At 48.2% G+C, this 20,123-nt stretch carries 23 protein-coding genes; 11 read left to right on the top strand and 12 right to left on the bottom strand.

The genetic code is table 11. From position 1 onward, the window contains the following. Nucleotides 1-47 precede the first annotated feature (47 nt). A complete protein-coding gene (locus H9I35_RS07795) occupies nucleotides 48-1,400 on the bottom strand; it encodes an MATE family efflux transporter (protein WP_187418858.1) in 1,353 nt (450 codons plus the stop codon). A 170-nt stretch (nucleotides 1,401-1,570) separates the two neighbouring features. Here H9I35_RS07795 and H9I35_RS07790 point away from each other — a divergent pair, with 170 nt between their 5' ends. Continuing rightward, nucleotides 1,571-1,759 (top strand): hypothetical protein, encoded by a 189-nt coding sequence (locus H9I35_RS07790; RefSeq protein WP_187418857.1) that lies wholly within the window; start codon nucleotides 1,571-1,573, stop codon nucleotides 1,757-1,759. Nucleotides 1,760-1,853: 94 nt separating this feature from the next. Here the strand turns inward: H9I35_RS07790 and H9I35_RS07785 are convergent, their stop codons facing one another. The 5 genes from H9I35_RS07785 to H9I35_RS07765 all read right to left on the bottom strand — a co-directional run bounded on the left by H9I35_RS07785 (nucleotide 1,854) and on the right by H9I35_RS07765 (nucleotide 7,572). Continuing rightward, entirely contained in the window at nucleotides 1,854-2,774 is a 921-nt protein-coding gene (locus H9I35_RS07785; protein ID WP_187418856.1) for a ribokinase, read from the bottom strand. 47 nt (nucleotides 2,775-2,821) lie between these two features. Continuing rightward, entirely contained in the window at nucleotides 2,822-4,690 is a 1,869-nt protein-coding gene (locus tag H9I35_RS07780) for a PfkB family carbohydrate kinase (protein WP_187418855.1), read from the bottom strand. Between the two features lie 83 nt (nucleotides 4,691-4,773). Next, nucleotides 4,774-6,195 carry a C4-dicarboxylate transporter DcuC gene (gene dcuC, locus H9I35_RS07775; RefSeq protein ID WP_187418854.1) on the bottom strand — a complete coding sequence of 474 codons (1,422 nt, stop codon included), beginning with the start codon at nucleotides 6,193-6,195 and terminating at the stop codon, nucleotides 4,774-4,776. A 25-nt stretch (nucleotides 6,196-6,220) separates the two neighbouring features. Beyond that, a complete protein-coding gene (gene rihC, locus H9I35_RS07770; RefSeq protein WP_187418853.1) occupies nucleotides 6,221-7,138 on the bottom strand; it encodes a ribonucleoside hydrolase RihC in 918 nt (305 codons plus the stop codon). Next, the gene (locus H9I35_RS07765; RefSeq protein ID WP_187418852.1) at nucleotides 7,138-7,572 is read right to left on the bottom strand and encodes a GNAT family N-acetyltransferase; all 435 of its coding nucleotides are present in this window, start codon (nucleotides 7,570-7,572) and stop codon (nucleotides 7,138-7,140) included. The genes rihC and H9I35_RS07765 overlap by 1 nt, the downstream gene beginning before the upstream one ends. A 298-nt stretch (nucleotides 7,573-7,870) precedes the next feature. Between H9I35_RS07765 and H9I35_RS07760 the strand changes: the two genes are divergently transcribed. Beyond that, nucleotides 7,871-8,311, top strand: coding sequence for a Dps family protein (locus tag H9I35_RS07760; protein WP_187418851.1), 441 nt, complete (start codon nucleotides 7,871-7,873; stop codon nucleotides 8,309-8,311). 94 nt (nucleotides 8,312-8,405) lie between these two features. On the opposite strand, the gene H9I35_RS07755 is transcribed toward H9I35_RS07760, so the two are convergent. Then, the gene (locus H9I35_RS07755) at nucleotides 8,406-8,864 is read right to left on the bottom strand and encodes a YbhB/YbcL family Raf kinase inhibitor-like protein (RefSeq protein ID WP_187418850.1); all 459 of its coding nucleotides are present in this window, start codon (nucleotides 8,862-8,864) and stop codon (nucleotides 8,406-8,408) included. A gap of 159 nt (nucleotides 8,865-9,023) precedes the next feature. On the opposite strand from H9I35_RS07755, the gene H9I35_RS07750 reads away from it, so the two are divergent. From H9I35_RS07750 to H9I35_RS07715, 8 genes are all read left to right on the top strand, one after another. Further along, nucleotides 9,024-9,623 (top strand): flavodoxin, encoded by a 600-nt coding sequence (locus H9I35_RS07750; protein ID WP_187418849.1) that lies wholly within the window; start codon nucleotides 9,024-9,026, stop codon nucleotides 9,621-9,623. Between the two features lie 217 nt (nucleotides 9,624-9,840). After that, complete coding sequence (rfbA, locus tag H9I35_RS07745; protein ID WP_187418848.1) at nucleotides 9,841-10,713, top strand: glucose-1-phosphate thymidylyltransferase RfbA; 873 nt, start codon at nucleotides 9,841-9,843, stop codon at nucleotides 10,711-10,713. A 104-nt stretch (nucleotides 10,714-10,817) separates the two neighbouring features. Next, complete coding sequence (rfbC, locus tag H9I35_RS07740; protein WP_187418847.1) at nucleotides 10,818-11,417, top strand: dTDP-4-dehydrorhamnose 3,5-epimerase; 600 nt, start codon at nucleotides 10,818-10,820, stop codon at nucleotides 11,415-11,417. After that, nucleotides 11,402-12,493 (top strand): dTDP-glucose 4,6-dehydratase, encoded by a 1,092-nt coding sequence (gene rfbB / locus H9I35_RS07735; RefSeq protein ID WP_187418846.1) that lies wholly within the window; start codon nucleotides 11,402-11,404, stop codon nucleotides 12,491-12,493. Before rfbC ends, rfbB begins: the two co-directional genes overlap by 16 nt. Nucleotides 12,494-12,671: 178 nt before the next feature. Continuing rightward, the gene (locus tag H9I35_RS07730; protein ID WP_187418845.1) at nucleotides 12,672-13,328 is read left to right on the top strand and encodes a DUF2715 domain-containing protein; all 657 of its coding nucleotides are present in this window, start codon (nucleotides 12,672-12,674) and stop codon (nucleotides 13,326-13,328) included. 26 nt (nucleotides 13,329-13,354) lie between these two features. Continuing rightward, nucleotides 13,355-13,822, top strand: coding sequence for a heavy metal-binding domain-containing protein (locus H9I35_RS07725; RefSeq protein ID WP_187418844.1), 468 nt, complete (start codon nucleotides 13,355-13,357; stop codon nucleotides 13,820-13,822). Nucleotides 13,823-14,033: 211 nt separating this feature from the next. Further along, a complete protein-coding gene (locus H9I35_RS07720) occupies nucleotides 14,034-14,264 on the top strand; it encodes a hypothetical protein (protein ID WP_016521158.1) in 231 nt (76 codons plus the stop codon). A 116-nt stretch (nucleotides 14,265-14,380) separates the two neighbouring features. Continuing rightward, nucleotides 14,381-15,553 carry a phosphoribosylaminoimidazolecarboxamide formyltransferase gene (locus H9I35_RS07715; protein ID WP_187418843.1) on the top strand — a complete coding sequence of 391 codons (1,173 nt, stop codon included), beginning with the start codon at nucleotides 14,381-14,383 and terminating at the stop codon, nucleotides 15,551-15,553. Nucleotides 15,554-15,650: 97 nt separating this feature from the next. Here H9I35_RS07715 and pyrE read toward each other — a convergent pair whose 3' ends face one another. The 5 genes from pyrE to hprK form a co-directional block, all read right to left on the bottom strand. Further along, nucleotides 15,651-16,328 carry an orotate phosphoribosyltransferase gene (gene pyrE, locus H9I35_RS07710; protein ID WP_187418842.1) on the bottom strand — a complete coding sequence of 226 codons (678 nt, stop codon included), beginning with the start codon at nucleotides 16,326-16,328 and terminating at the stop codon, nucleotides 15,651-15,653. Between the two features lie 110 nt (nucleotides 16,329-16,438). Then, nucleotides 16,439-17,452, bottom strand: coding sequence for a DNA polymerase III subunit delta (gene holA / locus H9I35_RS07705; RefSeq protein WP_187418841.1), 1,014 nt, complete (start codon nucleotides 17,450-17,452; stop codon nucleotides 16,439-16,441). Between the two features lies 1 nt (nucleotide 17,453). Further along, nucleotides 17,454-18,065, bottom strand: a complete 612-nt coding sequence (gene lexA, locus H9I35_RS07700; RefSeq protein ID WP_187418840.1) for a transcriptional repressor LexA — start codon at nucleotides 18,063-18,065, stop codon at nucleotides 17,454-17,456. 1 nt (nucleotide 18,066) lies between these two features. Next, the gene (locus H9I35_RS07695) at nucleotides 18,067-18,333 is read right to left on the bottom strand and encodes an HPr family phosphocarrier protein (RefSeq protein ID WP_187418839.1); all 267 of its coding nucleotides are present in this window, start codon (nucleotides 18,331-18,333) and stop codon (nucleotides 18,067-18,069) included. A 35-nt stretch (nucleotides 18,334-18,368) separates the two neighbouring features. Next, entirely contained in the window at nucleotides 18,369-19,358 is a 990-nt protein-coding gene (hprK, locus tag H9I35_RS07690) for an HPr(Ser) kinase/phosphatase (RefSeq protein ID WP_187418838.1), read from the bottom strand. Between the two features lie 137 nt (nucleotides 19,359-19,495). Between hprK and H9I35_RS07685 the strand changes: the two genes are divergently transcribed. After that, on the top strand, nucleotides 19,496-20,059 hold the full coding sequence (locus H9I35_RS07685) for a hypothetical protein (RefSeq protein WP_187418837.1): 564 nt from the start codon (nucleotides 19,496-19,498) through the stop codon (nucleotides 20,057-20,059). Nucleotides 20,060-20,123 lie beyond the last annotated feature (64 nt).

Raw genomic sequence — 20,123 nt, 5'->3', positions numbered from 1 at the left:
CGGTTTATATCGAAAAGACAATACATCGATAAAAACGGCTGCCCGCCTTACCGCTCCGCAAGCACTTTGATTTTCGTGCGGTACACTTTTATCATAAAAAAGCACGAAAGGCCGACCGACATGACTTCCGCGATCGGAAAAGCGAGCCATACATCGTCGATATTGCGGGCGAGCGACAAAAGATAGGCGGCCGGCAAAAGCACGAGGAGCTGACGCGCAAAAGAAACGAACATGCTGTACATCGCCGAGCTGAATGCCTGAAAGACCGACGACAGCGAAATCGCGACGGCAGCTCCGACAAAGCTCGACGCGATAATGCGCATCGCGGGCACTCCGATCGAAAGCATGGCGTCCGACGCTTGAAAGAGTTTCAGCAGCTGCACCGGAAAAACTTCGAAGATGAGCGTACCGAAAGCCATAATGCAGACGGCAAGGAGCGTGCCGTTTTTGATCGTCTGCACGATGCGCTTTTTATATTCCGCTCCGTAGTTGTACGCGATGATCGGAACGATGCCGTTATTCAAACCGAAAACCGGCATAAAGATAAAGCTGTTCAGTTTGAAGTACACGCCGTATACCGCGATCGCCGTCGATGAAAACGAGCCGAGAATGAGATTCAAAAAATACGTCGTAACCGACGTAATCGAATTGAGAAGGATCGAGGGTACGCCCACTTTATAAATCTGCTTTATAACGAGCGCGTCGGGACGAAAACGCGATAAGCGAAATTGAATCTCTTTATTGATTTTTACATTGAAGATAAACGACAGGCACATACTGAGCCACTGTCCTATAACCGTTGCAAGCGCCGCCCCTGTCATACCCATGCGAGGAAAGGGGCCGATACCGAAAATAAGCAGAGGATCGAGGATGATATTCGTAAGCGCTCCCGCCGTCTGCGAATACATCGTAAAAACCGTACGCCCCGTTCCCTGCAAAAGGCGATCGAGCATGATTGCGGAAAACATACCGAAAGAACCGAGGACGATGACGTTCAAATACTCCATGCCGAAATCGATAATTTCAAGGTTGGCCGTCTGGCTTGCAAGATAAGGATGCATGCAAAAAAGACCGATAACAAAAAAGACGATAAAGCTGCATACGGCGAGAAAGAGTCCGTTTTCCGCAGCGGCATTTACTTCGTCCTGATTTTTTTGTCCGAGCCGCATCGAAAGGAGAGCGTTTACACCGACCGCCGTTCCGACGCCGACGGAAATCATAAGCCCCTGAACGGGAAAGGCAAGCGATACCGCCGTGAGCGCGTTTTCGTTTATCTGTGCGACGAACACGCTGTCGACGATATTGTAGAGCGCTTGCACGAACATTGAAAACATCATCGGAAGCGACATATTCAAGATAAGCTTGGTTACGGGCATCGTGCCCATTTTATTTTCCTGCATTTCTATGAGTGTATAGAGAATATATATCTCTGTCAAACCGATTATTAACAATCGCTTGCAGCGCGGCGATATTTCTTTTAATAATATCAATAATTTTTTTATGAGGCGCCGGCCGAAATCATACGTTGATTGCACGTACGAATCCGTGTTATGATGATACGGAGGCCGGCATGATTATTAAAAAAATCGTCTTATCAATTTTGATATCGTATATATGTATATCCGTTTTTCTGCCCGTATCATGCACGGCGAAATCTCCTGAAAAAACCGCACAGGAAGCGGCGGATGCCCTCGCCATGCCTTTCGCTCCGATCGATTTCGATAAAGCCGAAAACGAGGGACTGCAGCAAAAAGAATAACACCATCCATGTCTCGCGGCGGAAAAGGTCGATTAACCCCATCTTCTCTTTTCGCTTAAAACGGCCGGCAAAGCCGCTTTCGCTTTTTCGTCCGTCACTTTTTCAGCGCGAGCGTACACTTTTCAACTTCATCGAATGTCGGAATCGAAGGAGCCGCCCCCTTCCGCGATACCGCAATCGACGACGCTTTCGACGCATACTCCAAAGATTTTTCGACCGGCATACCGAGTGCGCGGCATACGATAAAATAACCGGTAAAAGTATCGCCTGCAGCCGTAGTATCTACGACAGGTACGTTGTAGATGCCGTGCCTATACGTACCGCTTGCATCTTTATAAGCTACGCCGTTTTTTCCAAGCGTGAGTACGACAGATGCTTTGCTGAACTTTTCCGTCACGGCGCGAAGCAGCTCGTCTCCGTCTCCGACGGGCACACAGGCAATATCGGCAGCTTCCACTTCGTTTACGAGAAAGCAATCGACAAAATCGAGCGGCAAATCGAGTATGTTTTTTTCGAACGGCGACGGATTAAAAAAAATCTTCAGCCCGCGCTCATGCGCTTTTTCGATAATATAATCGAGCATATTGATTTCATTTTGTAAAACGATAAAATCGCCTTTTGAAAAATGAGCGAGAACGGCGTCGACAAAATCCTTCGTGTGCATTTTGTTCGTTCCCGGATAATAGACGATGCTGTTCTGCCCCGATGCGTCCACTTGGATAAACGTGTGTCCGGAAGGCGCATCGTATTCGCCGAGCAGCGACGTATTGACGTTCATATCGATAAGTGCTTGTTTTAATAGCGCGCCGTCGCCTTTTCCGATTCCGCCCGCGATATAGATTTCGATACCGGATGCTTTGCCGAGCGCGCGGGAAAGCGCCGCAGTCTGATTCAATCCTTTTCCGCCGGGAAATATATCGCGCCTCTCTGCAGTAAGGGTCTCGCCCGGACGCACGAAATGCGGAACGGCATATACGTAATCGATATTCAACGAACCGAAATTAACAATTTTCATATTTCCTCCAAAAACCGATAAGTTTTTTTGCGGCACATCCGACATATCTATCGTTCGGCGTCTTCCTTGTGTATCACAAAATGTTCGAGCGTCGCCCGATCAACAAGCGAAGGCACGACGCCTATCCGAGTCGTTGAAAAACCCGCCGCGTATATCGCATAAGACAGCGCATCCTGTAAGCTCTTATGCTCCGATAAAAAAACGGCGAGCGCTGCGATAAAAGCATCGGCGGCACCGGTCGTATCGACAGGGGCGAAAACGGCGGCGGCAGGAAAGCGGCGCTCATATTGCCCTGTTCTGACATAGCATCCTTCCCGTCCGAGCGTCACGATAACCGTTTTTACACCCTTTGTTAAAAACCATGCCGCTTTTTCTTCCAGTGATCCTTCGCAAGGACAAAGCCTGTTCAATTCTTTTCGATTCGGAATAAAATAATCCAAATCCCGAAAAAGTTCTTCATCGATTTCTTTTACCGCCGACGGCTTCAGCATAAGCGCAACCTTATGCTTTTTCGCCGTATTGACGACCGCACGCACGGCATCCGTCGGTATTTCCGTTTGCAAAAGACAAAAGACCGCATCCTCAAAAAGGCTTTCGCCGTTCGCTATCGTCTCCGCCGTAACGGATTCGTTCGCCCCTCCGTATAAAACGATACCGCTTTCTCCGTCTTCCTGCACGTGAATATACGCTTTGCCGGTAGGTCTTTCCGCATCGACGCGGATCGCCGACGTGTCGATGCCGTTTTCGTGGAGCACGTTTAAAATCATATCTCCGTCAAAATCGCGGCCGACACTGCCGATAAGCGATACGTTCGCACCGAGTTTTGCAGCTCCTACCGCCTGATTAATCCCCTTGCCGCCCGGCACAATCGAAACGTTCGAAGCCGAAATGCTTTCTCCCGTCTGCGGGTAATTCTTTACGGCAAGCAGTATATCCGTGTTGATGCTGCCGGCAACGATGAGCCGCTTTTTTTGCAGCGGAAAAGGCAAATCGATGCTCCCGCTATGATTGCAGACATAAGGGTCACTGTATACGGCAAACGTATTTTTTCTATTTTCGATTTTATTTATTAAACAAGCGCACGCGAACGCGCCGAAATTCGAAAGCGAAATCGGAACGGCGGATAAATACGGAAACGATTTGATATGCTCGGCATCGTCGATGCACAGCACCGATATATCGCGAGGTATACGGAACTTATGCGATTTTGCGTACTCATATACCGACAGCGCCGAATCCCATGAACAGCAGATAAAGGCGGAAGTGCCGTAAACCGCCGTCGCCTCCTGCAGCCCCTCACAATCGATGTATGAACAATGTCCGTCGAAGCAGCACCGCTCGACTCCGCGCCGTATTGCGTATTCACGTTCATCGTTTGCATCATACACACAATGTATTTTTTTATGTCCCGATGCGATCAGGATATTCGCCGCCTCATATCCCGCTTTTTCATAATCGTAAAAAATACCTATTTCGGGATCTTCACTGCCCAATACCATAAAAGGCATTCCGTTTTTTCGCATAAAGGCGGATTGATTGTCCGCGTCGTCCGAAACCGGTTCCCATAAAACGGCATCGACTCCGTTTCTGCATAATGACGCGATGTGCTTTCGTTCGCTTTCCGCCGAAACGGAAAGACACAGCTGCACTTGGTAGCCCTGCTTTTCCGCTTCACGCAAAAAACCGTTTTGAAACGAATAACAATTTTTTTTATCCGATAAAACGAGTCCCAGTAAAAAGTTTTTCGAGCCCGCAGTTTTTTTAATAAAATCATACGGTTTATATCGATATTCTTTAACAATTTTCAGAACTCGTTCGCGCGTTTCGTCTCTTATACCTTTGTCTTTTCCGTTAATAATTTTAGAAACGGTTGAAACCGAAACGTTCGCGAGAGCGGCAATATCGCTAATCGTCAAAAAAACCTCACAGCCGTTTATAATGTATCGGCATATTGCGGATCGGACGGCCCGTATACCGACCGTCCGATCCCTTCGTCATTTTATTTTAAGAATACGATCATGGAAAGTATAAACATAAATACGGTTCCCGCAATCATCGGAACGGAAGTCCGCTTTACGATTTCAAACGGCGTTTTCTTTACGCTTCCGGCAACGATGATAACGACCGCGGACACGGGTGAAACAGCACGCAGCAAATTGCCTCCGAGTCCGAGCGGAATGCTGAGCGCCAACACGTTGATACCCGCAGCGGCGGCGAGCGGTACCATAAGCGGCACCATTGCATAAAACAAAGCCGTACCGCTTCCGCTCAGCAAAACGATGAGCGCGGTCAGGAAAAGCAATATCAAAGGCAAAGCGAAACCCGTCCCCGAGCCTCCGATTCCCGTCATTAAATTCTGCAAATGCGTCATAATGCCGATCGATTTTAAACCGACGACGAAAACGCTTGCAGCGACAAGCAGAACGACAACGGGAATAACGCCGCCCATTCCTTTGAAAAAGTGTTCCGTACCTTCGAGCGCTTTTTTCGCGCTTTTATTTCTGATGATTTCGCATACGACGGCGATAATGAAAGAACACAAGGTCGCGATTTCAACGGTCAATTTAATTTTGATCGAAAAAGCGATATCGAGGACAAATATGACGATTAAAAAAATGATCGGCAGCAAGGGAAGCAAACCGTAGACCGCCGTAAACAAGGGACCGTGTTTTGCTTCGCTCGTTTCCTTTTGTACGATTGTTTCATCCGCCGCGATGCCGCCGGATTTTTTGTCCATAATTTTTTGCCAAAAGAAATGAACGACAGCCATTACCAAAAGCGTGGGCACCGATACGAGCGCGTGATATTTGAAAACATAATCCGACACCGTCAAACCTGCGTATTGAGCGGTATTGGCAAGCTCCGCGGCTATAGCGACGTTATCGCCTCCAAGCGGAGTCGGCATAACCGTCGCCGTCGTTGCTATAACGGCCGCCGCCGTCAGTACGCTCATCCCCGATTCAAGCAAAACGGGCAGCAGCGTCGCCAGTAAAATAATCGCCAAATTCGATGCGCTCGGAATAACGAGCGACAAAAAATTTCCGATTAAAAAAACGAGCGGCACGAGCACATACACCGACTTTATTTTTTTTACGGGTTTCAGCAATATCGAAACGGTTACTTTATTCGCTTCGATATGCGACATATACGCCGAATAGCCGCCCAAAATGAGAATAATAAATCCTGCCGATGAAAGCGTCGATTTGAATTGCGCTATAATTATTTCGAGCGGATCCAAAAAAGCAAGTCCCGTACTCGAAAAGTTCTTGAACGCAAGAGGTTTGCCCATGAGCAAAGCCGCATACATCAGTATCACACCCAATAAAAAAAGCGATATTTTAACATCCATTTTTTTTATCAGAAGATACACGAGAAGAGCAAAGGCGACGATCGCCAAGCCGTACATCAAAAACACATCCATAGTTTTACTCCTTGTTTTACTCCTTTTATATACATTTTGCCAAAGAATCCGTAAACCACGTGCGGAAAGCCGCGGGATCTATATCCGTACAAACCGTTGCATTCGCATCTTTATGCAAATATCCTTTTAAGTCGACGACAGAACAACCGGCGGTCAAGCTTCCCGCCAATTCGATATCGACAAATGCCTCTGCGGTTTTAAACATATCCGGGCGCAATACGTATGCGATCGCACATGCATCGTACATACGCAAACCGGTTGCAAAAGTACCGCTTCTGTATTTTTTAAAGAGCGCATGCACCATCTCTCCCGTCTTGCCCATCGAAAGCAGCTTTTCGGTGTTTTCCGGCAAAACCGTCGCCTGCCAGCCGATATCCAAGCCGACCATAGCGATCGGAAGTCCCGCGTCAAAAACTATTTTTGCCGCATGCGGATCGGTTGCAAAATTGAATTCCGACATAACGCCTTTGTTTCCGCGCGTGAGCGAACCGCCCATAATAATCAGACGGGAAATATGCGTTTTCACTTCGGGATAGAGAGAAAACAACAGGGCAACATTCGTCAGCGGCCCGATGGCAACGACGGTGATTTTATCTTCCGCCATGATAACTTCGCGCATCTTTTCAACCGCATGCTTTTCGGACAAGAGAGACATATCCGGCTCGGGAAAATCGAAACCGTCCATACCGCTTTTTCCGTGAACATTCGACGCATCGGCAAACTCCGCAATAAGCGGCTTTACCGCACCCTTCGCTACCGGCGTCTTTTTGCCCCAAAACGTTACGAGCTTTAAAGCGTTTGTCGTAACTTTTTCCAGTGAAACGTTTCCAGCGACAGTCGAAATAAGTTTGACGTCGAGCGCATCGCTGAACAGCGCGATTCCCAACGCAACCGCATCGTCGATTCCGGGATCCGTATCGATAATGATTTTTTCTTTAGTCATCATGCCTCCTGTTTAGATTTTCCCGTTTTAATATACTGTACCATGCCGCTTCCGAATTTTTCATTCGGGCGCACAATAAAGCCGTATTTTTCATAAAACGATTCCCGTCCGGGGGTGGACATCAGCCCCACATACGCATCGTCGGCACACACGTTTTTGATATGGCGCATAATATCTTCCATAATCAAATCGCCTATTCCTCTGCCTTGATAAGCGGGATCGACAACGACATCCTTTATAAAAAAAGCGATCCTGTTATCGCCGACAACTCGCGCCATACCGACGGCATTTTCGTCATCTTTTGCAACGACGGAATAACACGTTTTTTTCAAAGCTTCGGCAACATCTTCGCTTCGATAATAAACGAAACCTGCTTTTTCGCGCAGCGATATAAAAATCGGAACCGTCAATCCGTTTTTTTCAAGATATATCATGGTTATTTATTCTTTTAATGGAAACCGCCGTTTTGATTGGGAAAACGATTTCTGAAAATATTTTCCCAACCTTCCGTCAGCATACACCCGAAATCCGTATCTGTCAAATATATTCGGATCGAATTTCGACGTGTTTTCACGATCCCGAAATTATATTTTTTTGATACGATTTTTCCTTGTATCAATAATTTTCATGTTGACGAGCGAAGGTCTTTTTTATTATTTTAAATGGAGTTAGCTTTGTGCAATTTTTTTTCGGGATTGCACAAAAATCAAACGTTTTTAATACGAGGTTTATATGACAAAGGAATTGGAATCGAAATTAAATTTGTATCTTGCAAATCAGATGATCGATTATGTCAAAAAACATAATCTCCATTGGAACTTAAAAGGTCCTCAGTTTTTTACCCTTCATGCAAAACTTGAAGAGCTGTATGACGAAGCGAACGACATCCTCGATGAAGTCGCCGAACGCATTCTCGCTCTCGGCGGCAATCCCGTTTCGAACATGAAAGAAGCGCTCGCAATGGCGACGATCAAAGAATTGGACGGCGGGCCGAAATCCGCCGACGAAACGATCCGCGCCCTCGTTTCCGACACCGATTATTGGATCAAAGATTCGAAAGAAATCGTCGGTCTTGCGGAAAAAGAAGGCGACGGCGTAACGGCAGATATGTTCAACGGCTACACGAAAGCATACCAAAAATTGGCGTGGATGCTGAAAGCGTATAACGGCTGACGAAGATCTTTTCCGCATAAATGCGGAGGCTATAAAAACGCGGCTGCTGCTTTTTAAAGCGGTGCCGCGTTTTTTTTCGTGTACTTGAGCGGCCTTATTTTTTGAAATTATCCAGCACGCCGAACATGCCCGTAAGCGATGCGCTTTCGATCTCGTGACCGGAAAGCGCCTTTTTGAGCGCTTGTACGTCGCTGCCTGCGGGAAGATCGATCACGGCATCGAGCGCATAAAGATAAAAGATATAGCGGTGCGTACCGAACGGCGGCTGCGGTCCGTTATAGCCGCTCGTACCCCAGCTCGTCTTTCCTTCGACGGCACACGCGGGAATCTCCCCTTCTCCTATCGCCGCCGTTTCGGGAGGGATATTCCACAGCGTCCAATGATAAAAACCTCCCGCCATCGGTGCATCCGGATCGTGCATGATAAGGACGAGACTCTTTGCGCCGCCGGGCACTCCTTCGATTTTCAGCGGGGGAATGCGGTTCGCACCCATTTTTGCAAATTCTTTCGGCAATTTTTCACCGTCGGCAAACGCCGTACTTGTCAATTTCATAATGCGGCCTCCCGCTTTTCATTGTATCGCAAGGATACGGAAAGTCAACACGCTTGTACAAGGCGCCGATAGTCGATATCTTTTACACATTATTGTCCCCGTACTGAAGCGGGATAGTAAACGAAATCGATGCATAGGAATCGTATTCGGGAGTACCGTATGAATAAAATAAAAATCATTGCCGCTTTGGTTTTCGTTTTTGCGGCGGTCGGCGTACAAGCCAAGCCGAAAGAACGCAAATCGCTCGTCGTCTATTTTTCCCGCGCGGATGAAAATGCCAAAGTCGGCTACGTAACCGAAGGCAATACGGCCATCGTTGCAAAACTCATCGCTGAAAAAATGAACGCCGACATATTCGAAATCGTACCGGAAAAACCCTATCCCGCCGATTATAAAAGCTGCACCGCATACGTAAAAGAAGAACAAAAAAACAAAGCGCGTCCCGCATATAGGGGTACCGTGGATGTTTCTCCGTACGATACGATTTTTATCGGTTATCCGATTTGGTGGGGCGACTTGCCGCCGGTCGTGTACACATTTATAGAAAAAAACGATATGAACGGAAAAACGATCGTTCCGTTTTGTACGCATGAAGGAAGCGGTATGAGCGGAACCGCCGGCGTATTCCGCCGTATGTTTAAACGCTCGAAGATAACCAACGGCATTTCGATACTCGGACATACGGCACAACATGACAGACACAAAGCGGATATCGCGGTGACGACTCAGCTCAAATTGATGCTGCGCTTTATCCCGTAAATTATTAATTTTTTTCCGAACAAGGTGATATAAAATTCGGAGCGGATACAAACCTTTCCGCACGCGGGGCGTTGCGGGGGCACGAGCGAAAAAAGTCCGCCCCGCTTGAAAGGGGTCGGGTGAAGAGCGGAGCTCTGAACCGAGGGGAAAGGCTTTTCCCCTCAAAAAAATAATATCGTTGCATATTTACTTCCCATGTGATATATTTTTTTTAATTATGAAAGGTATCATTCTTGCAGGCGGGTCGGGTACGCGCCTCTATCCGATTACGAAAGCGGTTTCAAAACAGATTTTGCCGCTCTACGACAAACCGATGATTTATTATCCCTTGTCGGCGCTCATGCTTTCGAAAATCCGCGAAGTTTTAATAATTTCAACGCCGCGCGATCTGCCGGTTTTTGAAGAACTGCTCGGAGACGGAAAGCGGCTCGGTATGCGTTTCGAATATGCGGTACAGGATAAACCTCGCGGGCTTGCGGACGCCTTTATCGTCGGAAAAGATTTTATTAAAAACGATACGGTTGCTCTGGTGCTCGGCGACAATGTTTTTTACGGACAGGGATTTTCGCGAAATCTTTCAAATGCGGTCGAACGCATCGAAACAAAAGGCGGTGCGGTCATTTTCGGTTATTATGTCAAAGATCCGAGCGCGTACGGCGTCGTCGAATTCGACAAAAACGGCAAAGTGATCGGTATCGAAGAAAAGCCCGCTCATCCGAAAAGCAATTACGCGGTGCCGGGTTTATATTTTTACGATAACGATGTCGTGGACATTGCGTCGAACGTAAAGCCTTCGGCTCGCGGCGAAATCGAAATCACCTCGATAAACAACGCGTACCTCGAACGCTCCGCTTTGTCGGTCGAACTGCTCGGGCGCGGTATGGCGTGGCTCGATACCGGCACCTACAACGATTTACTCGAAGCGGGTAACTTTATCGCGACGATCGAAAGGCGGCAGGGCTTGTACGTGTCGTGCATCGAAGAGATCGCATATCGGAACGGCTGGATTTCACGGGAAGATTTGTTAAAACTCGCGGACGGTTACAAAACGGATTACGGCAGATATCTCGAATACATCGCAAGCTTGTGATGCGGTCTGTACGCACTGCCCGGATGCTGAAAAACATGCACGCATTTTTTCGGTCATGCGCTTCGTGCGATACGAATTATTAATTATTAATTTTGGAGTGTGCGGTGTCGTTCGCGTTTAATCAATGTTCGATTGACGGAGTTCCTATTGCGGGGCTGTTTGAAATAGTGCCGAAAGTATTCGGCGATGCGCGCGGGTATTTTTTCGAATCCTACAGTGAGCGCGACTTTGCCGCGGCGGGGATCGATGCGCGCTTTGTACAGGACAACCAGTCGCGTTCGACAAAAGGCGTTTTGCGCGGTCTGCATTTTCAAACGAAACATCCGCAGGGAAAACTCGTGCGCGTCATATCGGGCAGCGTATACGATGTCGCAGTCGATTTACGAAACGACTCTCCGACTTTCGGAAAATACTACGGAGTGGTGCTTGACGGCGAAAAACAAAATCAATTTTATATTCCGAAAGGCTTCGCGCACGGCTTTTATGTGCTGAGCGGCGACGCGGTTTTCGCATACAAGTGCACCGATTTTTACGACCCCTCGGGTGAAGGCGGCATCATGTGGAACGATGCGGCGATCGGAATCGATTGGGAGCGTATTGCGCCGGACGTGACGCCGCTCCTTTCGGAAAAGGATAAAAAGCATCCCTCATTCGATAAAACTACACACTATTTTTCAAAGGACGGTATATGGCTCGGAAATTAACGAATATCATGGTCACCGGCGGCGCCGGTTTTATCGGCTGCAATTTTATCCGCTTTTTGCTCGGAAGCGAAAGCGGCTTTGCCGGCCGCGTCGTCAACGTCGATTGCCTCTCTTACGCGGGCAACCTTGAAAGCCTCGCCGACATCGAAGCCGAGTACGCTTCGTCCCGCTATTTTTTTGAAAAAGCCGACATCTGCGATAGAGCGGAAATCGAACGTATTTTAAAACAGTACGATATCGACACTATCGTGCACTTTGCAGCGGAAAGCCACGTCGACCGTTCCATTTTGGGACCGGAAACCTTTATTAAAACGAATGTCATGGGAACCTTTACGCTGCTCGACGCCGCGCGCAATTTTTGGCAAAAACCGGACGGCGTGATGCGCGAAGACGTGCTCTTTCATCACATAAGTACCGACGAAGTGTACGGATCGCTCGGGGCAACCGGGGCTTTTTCCGAAACGACGCCCTACGATCCGCGCTCACCGTATTCGGCGAGCAAAGCGTCGAGCGATCACATCGCGGCGGCATACAACCACACGTACGGTTTGCCGCTTACGCTTTCGAACTGTTCGAACAATTACGGACCCTATCAGTTTCCCGAAAAACTCATTCCCCTTATGATCGCGAATATCCGAGACGGAAAGGAGCTTCCGGTATACGGCGAGGGTAAGAACGTGCGCGATTGGATTTACGTCGAAGATCACAACCGCGCGGTTTGGCTTATTTTGCAAAAAGGCGAGGCCGGACAAAAATACAATATCGGCGGAGAAAACGAACTGCAAAATATCGAACTGCTGCAAAAGCTCATCGAGCTTACGGCAGGCGAACTGCATAAAGACGTCGCCGACGTTGAAAAGACGATCGTCCACGTAAAAGACCGCCCCGGACACGACCTCCGCTACGCGATCGACTGCACGAAAATCAAAACCGAACTCGGTTGGCAGCGCAAAGTTTCGTTCGACGAAGGACTTCGCCGTACGGTGTCGTGGTATCTTTCGCATCGGGATTGGGTCGATCACATCCTCTCCGGTGAATACAAAACGTGGATTGCGGAAAATTACGCGAAGCGGTGAGAAAAAGATATAAAGCTGCTGAATAAAAAATATATTTTCGCATGTCAATAGTTTTCGCATTGTCAATTTTATTTTTTTGCAGATAATTTTCTTTTATCGTTATTAAATTTCTTGACAAAATGGGGGGGGGTAATATAGTAGAAAATATTAAAAGTATAACACAAGGAGGTTATAGAAAATGAAAAAACTCTGTGCGGTTTCGGCAATGCTCTTGTTTGTGTTGCCGTTTTGTTTTGCGCAAAACTTTTTGCCGAAAGGGACGTATCGTTCTCCGTTTGAAAACGGTATGTCCGCAATAAGCAAAGGCGGAGGCATACGGGGGCAGCGTTTTCTTACGCCGATCATCGGATATGAAAATTATGTTGTTCCGGGTAACAGTAATGCAAATGCGGCGTTATTGGGCTTGGATTTTATGTACCGCAGAAATTCGGGCTTTACCGTTTGGTTCAACAACGCTCTTATTTTAGGAAATGCAAGTTATATAACCCGCGGATATGAATACTTTTCTTATCCTCCCTTTCACCGATACTACTCTTATAAAAGCGGCGGTTTCGTATCCGGCTGGGCGGGCGAGTTCCTTTTAGGATATTCGAAAACGGCAAGGAATCATCAATTCGATTTCGGAGCGGGACTGCAAACGGCATTCGGATTCGGAGATGCACTTTTAGCCGAATTCGCAGCACTCGCATTTCGCTTCGATTATGCGTGTTTTTTCAACGGCAAAGTCGGAATAACGGCCTGCATTACCGACGGATTGGGATACGGGATGGTAGGAAATTCGCCGGGCTTTATAAACGCTTTCAGTATAAAACTCGGACCCGTTTTTAAATTATAATCAATTTATTTTCAAGGAGAATTAATATGAAAAAAATTTTCAGTCTTTTTTCGGCGGCGGTAACGATATTGATTTTAGCATCCTGTTCAAGCATTCCGCCTTCCGTAAGTGAAATAAACAGAATGCGGCACAACGAACCGGTAATGCCGGAAATTCCTTATGAAGCATATACGGCAGTCGGCCGCGTAAGCGGAGAAGGAAGCGTTTCAAACGTACGGACATCGACCGGTTTATTTGAGGGCGATACCGGAAATTACGGCAGCCTGGATAATTTCGACGCCATCTACCTTAACATCAACGAAAAAACGGTAATCGCTCCGCCGACACCTTTCGACGCGGCGCTTGCCAATGCGGTATACAAAATGGTCGAACGCGCCGACGAACTCCAAGCCGATGCGGTTATTTTCGTACGCACGAAAACAAAAATTGCCGACGACAAAGGCAAGAGAACCGTTTCCGTTCAAATAAGCGGTTTGGCGGTAAAATTAAAGTAAAATCGAAAACGGGGCTGTCAAACCGACTCGTTTTCGAATCGGCACGGCCCCTTCGATTCGGCACGAAAGTCCGCCCAAAGCCGCTCGGAAGCGTTTTTTCGGCTGATTTTCGTACCGATTTTTATTTTTGATTTATTGAATAATCACCTTGATTTATAGTCGGTAATCCTGTATACTTAACATATATATTTTACATTGGGGTAAAGAGAGTATGAGTGATATTTATATCAATTATAATGGAAAATCGGGATTCAGCAGAGCGGCTGCCAAAAGCGCGCTTGCCGGTACGGCGATAAGCTATGCGGATTTTAAAGGAGTCAGCGGCGATATAAAACCGGGCAGCGATGTCGCATACGGCATCACAATGAGCGACGGAGATGTACAGGATTTTATCGCAAACTACGAAGTGGATTCGATTTTTACCGACGCAGAAAAAGGCTGATTATTCTTTCGAAACGTACATCACAGACCGCTTTATTCTGCAATTAATTCGCAGTGAAAACTTCGTTCCGGCTCGGAACGGAGTTTTTTTTATCGCTGTCAGGAGAATTATTAATTATGACGGAATTACTTCTTAAATACGGATGCAACCCGAATCAAAAACCTTCCCGCGTATTTATGGAAAAAGGAAAGCTACCGTTTGCGGTTTTAAACGGAATGCCGGGCTATATCAATCTTCTCGACGCTCTGAACGGATGGCAGCTGGTCAAAGAGCTGCGTACCGTAAGCGGCATAAGCGCCGCGGCTTCGTTTAAGCACGTATCGCCCGCGGGAGCCGCCGTCGGTTTGCCGCTTTCCGATACGCTCAAGCGCATATATTTTACGGGAGATGTCGAACTTTCGCCGCTCGCTTCCGCCTATGCCCGTGCACGCGGCGCCGACCGTATGTCGTCGTTCGGCGATTTTATCGCACTGTCCGATCCTTGCGACGAAGCGACGGCTCGCCTCATCGCAAAAGAAGTGTCCGACGGCGTTATCGCGCCCGGCTACGACGGCACCGCTCTCGATATTTTAAAATCGAAAAAAAAAGGTGCATACGTCGTACTTCAAATAGACGGCTCATACGTTCCCGAAGAAATCGAACGGAAACAAGTGTTCGGCATTACGTTCGAACAGGGACGAAACAATGCAGTCATCGACTCGTCGTGTTTGAAAAATATCGTAACGAAAAATAAAACGCTTTCAGATACCGACAGATTAAATTTATTAATTTCACTCATCGTGCTGAAGTACACGCAGTCGAACAGCGTCGCCTTTGTCAAAGACGGACAGGCGATCGGAGTCGGTGCGGGACAGCAGTCGAGAGTTCACTGCACGCGTCTCGCTGCAGGCAAAGCGGATACATGGTGGCTCCGCCGGTCGCCCCAAGCGCTCGCCCTTGAATTCCGCGACGACATAAAGAGAGCCGAACGCGATAATGCGATCGACGTATACGTCGGAAGCGAATCCTGCGACATACTCGCGGACGGTGTGTGGCAAAAAGTATTCAAAACGAAGCCGCCCGTTTTTACGGAAGAAGAAAAGCGCACATGGATTTCAAAAAATACCGGCGTCGCCGTCGGAAGCGATGCGTTTTTTCCGTTCGGCGACAACATCGAGCGTGCACATAAAAGCGGAGCTTCCGTCGTTGCCGAACCCGGCGGTTCGATACGCGACGACGACGTCATACGCACATGCGACGCATACGGTATGGTTATGGCCTTTACCGGCATGCGCCTTTTTCACCACTGAGCGATGTGCCGCGCGATGCATTTTTTTCCGATCGGCTGCCGCGCGGCATTTTGTAGATTGTGCAGGGTACTCGCGTTTTTGCCGCGGCGTCGCACTTTCAGCGCTTCGCACCCCATTGTGTGTAGTAGTCATCGAGCGATTTTTTGATGTCGTCGGTGATGATCGTTTTATCACCGTGCATGTAAAGCGCGTCGATAACGTCGTCCATAGAAACTATCGCGCGGGCGGGAAAACCGTAGGATGCACTTATTTCGTCGAGCGCGCTTTTGTCCGTCGTAAGTCCCTTTTCCATTCTGTTTATCGACACGACCAAGCCGATGATTTTCGCTTTTTCGCTCTGCGCTTTGATGATCGGATACGTTTCTTCGATCGATTTGCCGCTCGTCGTTACGTCTTCGATTATTAAAATTCTGTCGCCGTCGGAAATTTTTCCGCCGAGCAAAATGCCCGCTTCTCCATGGTCTTTCGCTTCTTTACGGTTCGACGAATAGCGTACTGCTTTGCCGTACAATTCGTCATAAGCTATCGCCGTTGCGACGCCGAGCGGGATACCCTTGTACGCAGGTCCGAAAAGCACATCGAAATCGTCGCCGAAATTGTCATGTATCGCCTTTGCATAAAATTTGCCGAGCTGCAAAAGCTCGGAGCCCGTCACATATGCACCCGCGTTGATAAAAAACGGTGAATGCCGCCCGCTTTTGAGCGTAAACGATCCGAACGCGAGCGCACCGCACGAAACCATAAAATCGATAAAATCTTTTTGATAATCGGTCATAGCGCTATGATAACGCGGACACCGGGTTTTGTACACTGCACGTTTGTAAGCGTATTGCGATCGTTGACAATAGTTTTATTAATACATTACAGCGCACGCCTTGAGATGTATTACACCGCGCTTTCATACGCAGAACAGGACGCGCCTTTTTTGACGACCGTTTCGTAGATGACGCGCTGCAAAAGAACGTCTTCAAAAAGCGCACCGCTCGAGCGGATTTCCATGTCGGCGCTTGCGATGCCGGCAAGGATCGCCGCGGTCTGTCCCGCCGTCCAAATCGAAGAAGCGCGGCTGTACTGGGCTTTCGCTTTTTTACTCGAAAAACCGTGTGTCTTTAACGTAAAATCGTCGCTTTGTCCCGACGATGCGAGCGCGTGCCACAGCGCAAGGCGGCGAAAACACGAAGCGAGCCCCGCAAGTATCATCACCGGAGAAGAATCTTTTGAAAGACGGATTTTTTGCAGCACGTCGAGCGAAAGTTCGAGCCTTCGCGATGCGCTTTCACTCGACGCCATCGCCGCGAAGAGCGTAAAGGCGCTTTCGGCTCTGTTGTGCGAAAGCACCGCTTCGACATCTTGAGGCGTGATTTCGTGCGATTTCGGAAAGAGCAAAAAAAATCGCGCGCATTCGGAGCGGAGCGCCTGCGTATTGTTTTCGATCATGTCGAGGATATCTTCGGCGGCTTCTTCGCCGATGCGGTATCCGTTTTTTCGGAAAAAGTTTATAAGCCACGGCACTTTCCGGTCTTCGAACATTTCCCAAAATATTTTTTTGTGCGCGGAAGGCACAAGTTTTTCGAGCTTTGCGTCGACGGCTATTTCATCCGATACGAGGATAAGCGCACTCGTCCCTTCCCCTGCCGTCTTTACCCATGCGGATATCGCGACGACGTCTTCCTTTTTTTTAATCGATTCCGCGGAACGCACGACGACACACGATGCGTTTGTAAAGAGGGAGCCGCTCTGCAAAATCGTCAATATTTCCGAGACAGGCGTTTCGTTCGCATAAAAAAGGTATTCGTCGAGTTCTCCGTGCGCTTTTCGCATCGCCTCTTTCACGGCAAGAACCGCGTCGTTCCGTTCGCCGAATTCGGGTCCGGTGTAAAGGTAGATCGGTGTATCCATATCAATAGGTGCGGACGATATTCGATAAGATGCCGACGATGCGGACATCTTGACTGTAGATCGCTTTGAATGCGGGATTTTCCGGCTGCAACCGGATGCGGTTTTTTTCTTTGTAATACCGTTTCAAAGTGATGGCTTCATCGATCACGGCGACGACGATTTGTCCGTTTTCCGCATCCGACGTCTGTTCAACGACCGCCAAATCCCCTTCGAGGATGCCCGCGTCGATCATGCTCTGCCCTCGCACGCGAAGCGCAAAATAACGCTTTCCCGGGTGTACGAAGGGTTCGGTCAGATTGACGTAGCCGTCGAGGTTTTCCGCTGCAAGAAGCGGCTTACCCGCGGCGACGGTTCCGAGGAGCGGTACTTTATCGATGTAGGGGCGCGAACCTTTGGGCTCGCCGTCGGCAAGTACGCGAATCGAACGCGAACGTTTTTGGCACAGCGATAAAAATCCCTTGCGCTGGAGCGCGGCTATGTGATCCTGCACCGCCCGCAGCGATATGCCGAAATTATCGCTTATTTCCCGAACGGTAGGAGGATACGCATTTTCTTCGGCAAAATCGGAGATAAACGCCAAAACCTGTCTTTGTCTGTCGGTGATTTCCTTCATGCTATTCTTCCGCAAATTTCGAATCGAAGAGCGCTTCGATCGCCTGCGCCGCTTCCCTTTCGTCTGAGCCGTCCGCTTTCAGCGTGATGCTCGTATTGTAGCCCGCCGCCATCGTGATGACGCCCATAATCGATTTCGCATTCACTTCCGTATCGCCGACTATAAGCGTGAGCTCGCAGTTGAATTTATTTGCAGTCTGCGCGATGAGCGCGGCGGGCCGCGCGTGAATGCCCGCACGGTTTTTTACAATCAGCGTCTTTTCAAGCATATCACCGTCCTTCTATAAAAAAGTAAAATTAACAATTAATAAGAATCGTCGCTGCTGTTATATGCAGCCTGCGCTTCTCCCGTTTCGATCCATTTAAGCACGTTTTGATTGAAGTCGCGAGCGGAATTGTACCCCATGCGCTTTAAGCGTTCGTTCATCGCCGCCGCTTCGATGATGATCGGCAGGTTTCGCCCCGGCCGCACCGGTATTTCAAGAACGGGTATTTTAACGCCGAGGATATCCATATATTTTTGATCCGTACCGAGACGGTCGTACACTTTATCGGGGTCCCAATCTTCGAGCGCGACGACAAGCTGTACTTCTTTTTGATCGCGGATGGCGCCGACGCCGTAGAGCTGCGATACGTTGATGATGCCCAGGCCTCGTATTTCCATGTGGTGGCTGATAAATCGATTTGCGCCCTGCCCGAGCAGGATATTGCCGTTGACGCACCGAAGTTCGATGATGTCGTCCGCAACGAGGCGATGACTCCGTTCGATGAGTTCGAGCGCGGTTTCGCTTTTGCCGACACCCGAGTGTCCGACGAGCAGGATACCGATGCCGTACACTTCGACGAGAACGCCGTGCATCGTTTTTTTCGGTGCGAAAGTGTTCGATAAAACGCGGATGAGACGGCTTGAAAATTCGGTCGATTCGAGCGACGTTTGCAAAATGGGGCAAAAGGCTTCTTCCGCTATCGCAAGGAAATCTTCCGGCGGCTGTATGTCGTAGGAAAAGACGCAGCACGGAATGTCGTATTCGAAAATCGCTTTCAGCGATGCAAGATTGTGTTCCGAGTGGAGCTTTTGCAAGTATGCGCTTTCGCCGCGGCCGAAAAGCTGTACGCGCTGATAAGCAAATGATTCGTAAAAGCCGGCAAGCGCAAGACCCGGACGGTTGATATCGGGCACCGTAAGAGCGCGAGGCAAACCGCGCCGACCCGCGATACACGTCAAATACAGCGCATCGTGCCCGGGCAAATCCAGTTCAAGCAAATCAAGAACGGTGAATTTTTTATCAGCCATAATTATACTATACACATATATCGATGGAAGCGCAAGATTAAAAACGGCATGCCGCGGACAAAAAACTTATTGACAGCAAACATATCGGAATATACCATACGAGTATCTTGCAAAATTTTTTATAGATGGGAGTAAATATGAGCGACATAATCCGATTGGTTATTACCGGTATCCTAATATCGTTTATTTTCTTTTTGATGAAGCGGAACAAGAAAAAAGACTTGGACACGAACACCGACAAGAGATTAAAATTGCCGACCTATGTTCTCTTCATCGGCCTTATAGATTTTCTGCTGTTTTTCGGATTTGCTTTGTTTTCAAACCTCTTTCCGAACGGAACGGAGTCGGCTGCAACGACTATACTGTTTTCAGTTTTTGCTTTGCTCGGGATCTTTCTCGTATATATGTATTTTGTCGAAAACTATACATACGATGAAAACGCTATAATATACAGGAAAATAAATTTTAAAAAAATAACAATAGAATGGAATTCGATCGTCAATATAAAGTATTCGCCTTCGATGCAATGGTTTATCATAAAATGCGGTGACGGCACAAAAGGATATTTTTCGGTAATGCTGAAAGGGATGAAACCGTTTGCCGAAATGATTTTACAAAAGATCGACGCGGAAAAAACGGATTCCAAAACCCGCGAAACGCTTATCTCTTTGAAGAACGGAAGCGCCGTCGGAAGCTTTTGATTTTACAACGGGATAAAAATTCGAATCCCCTTGCAGGCACATACAAGGCGTTTTGCAGGGCAAC

It is taken from the genome of Treponema sp. Marseille-Q4132, assembly GCF_014334835.1.
Taxonomy (GTDB): Bacteria; Spirochaetota; Spirochaetia; order Treponematales; family Treponemataceae; genus Treponema_D; species Treponema_D paredis.
The sequence above is the reverse complement of the archived record's forward strand: the minus strand, read 5'-3'. Positions and strand labels throughout refer to the sequence as shown.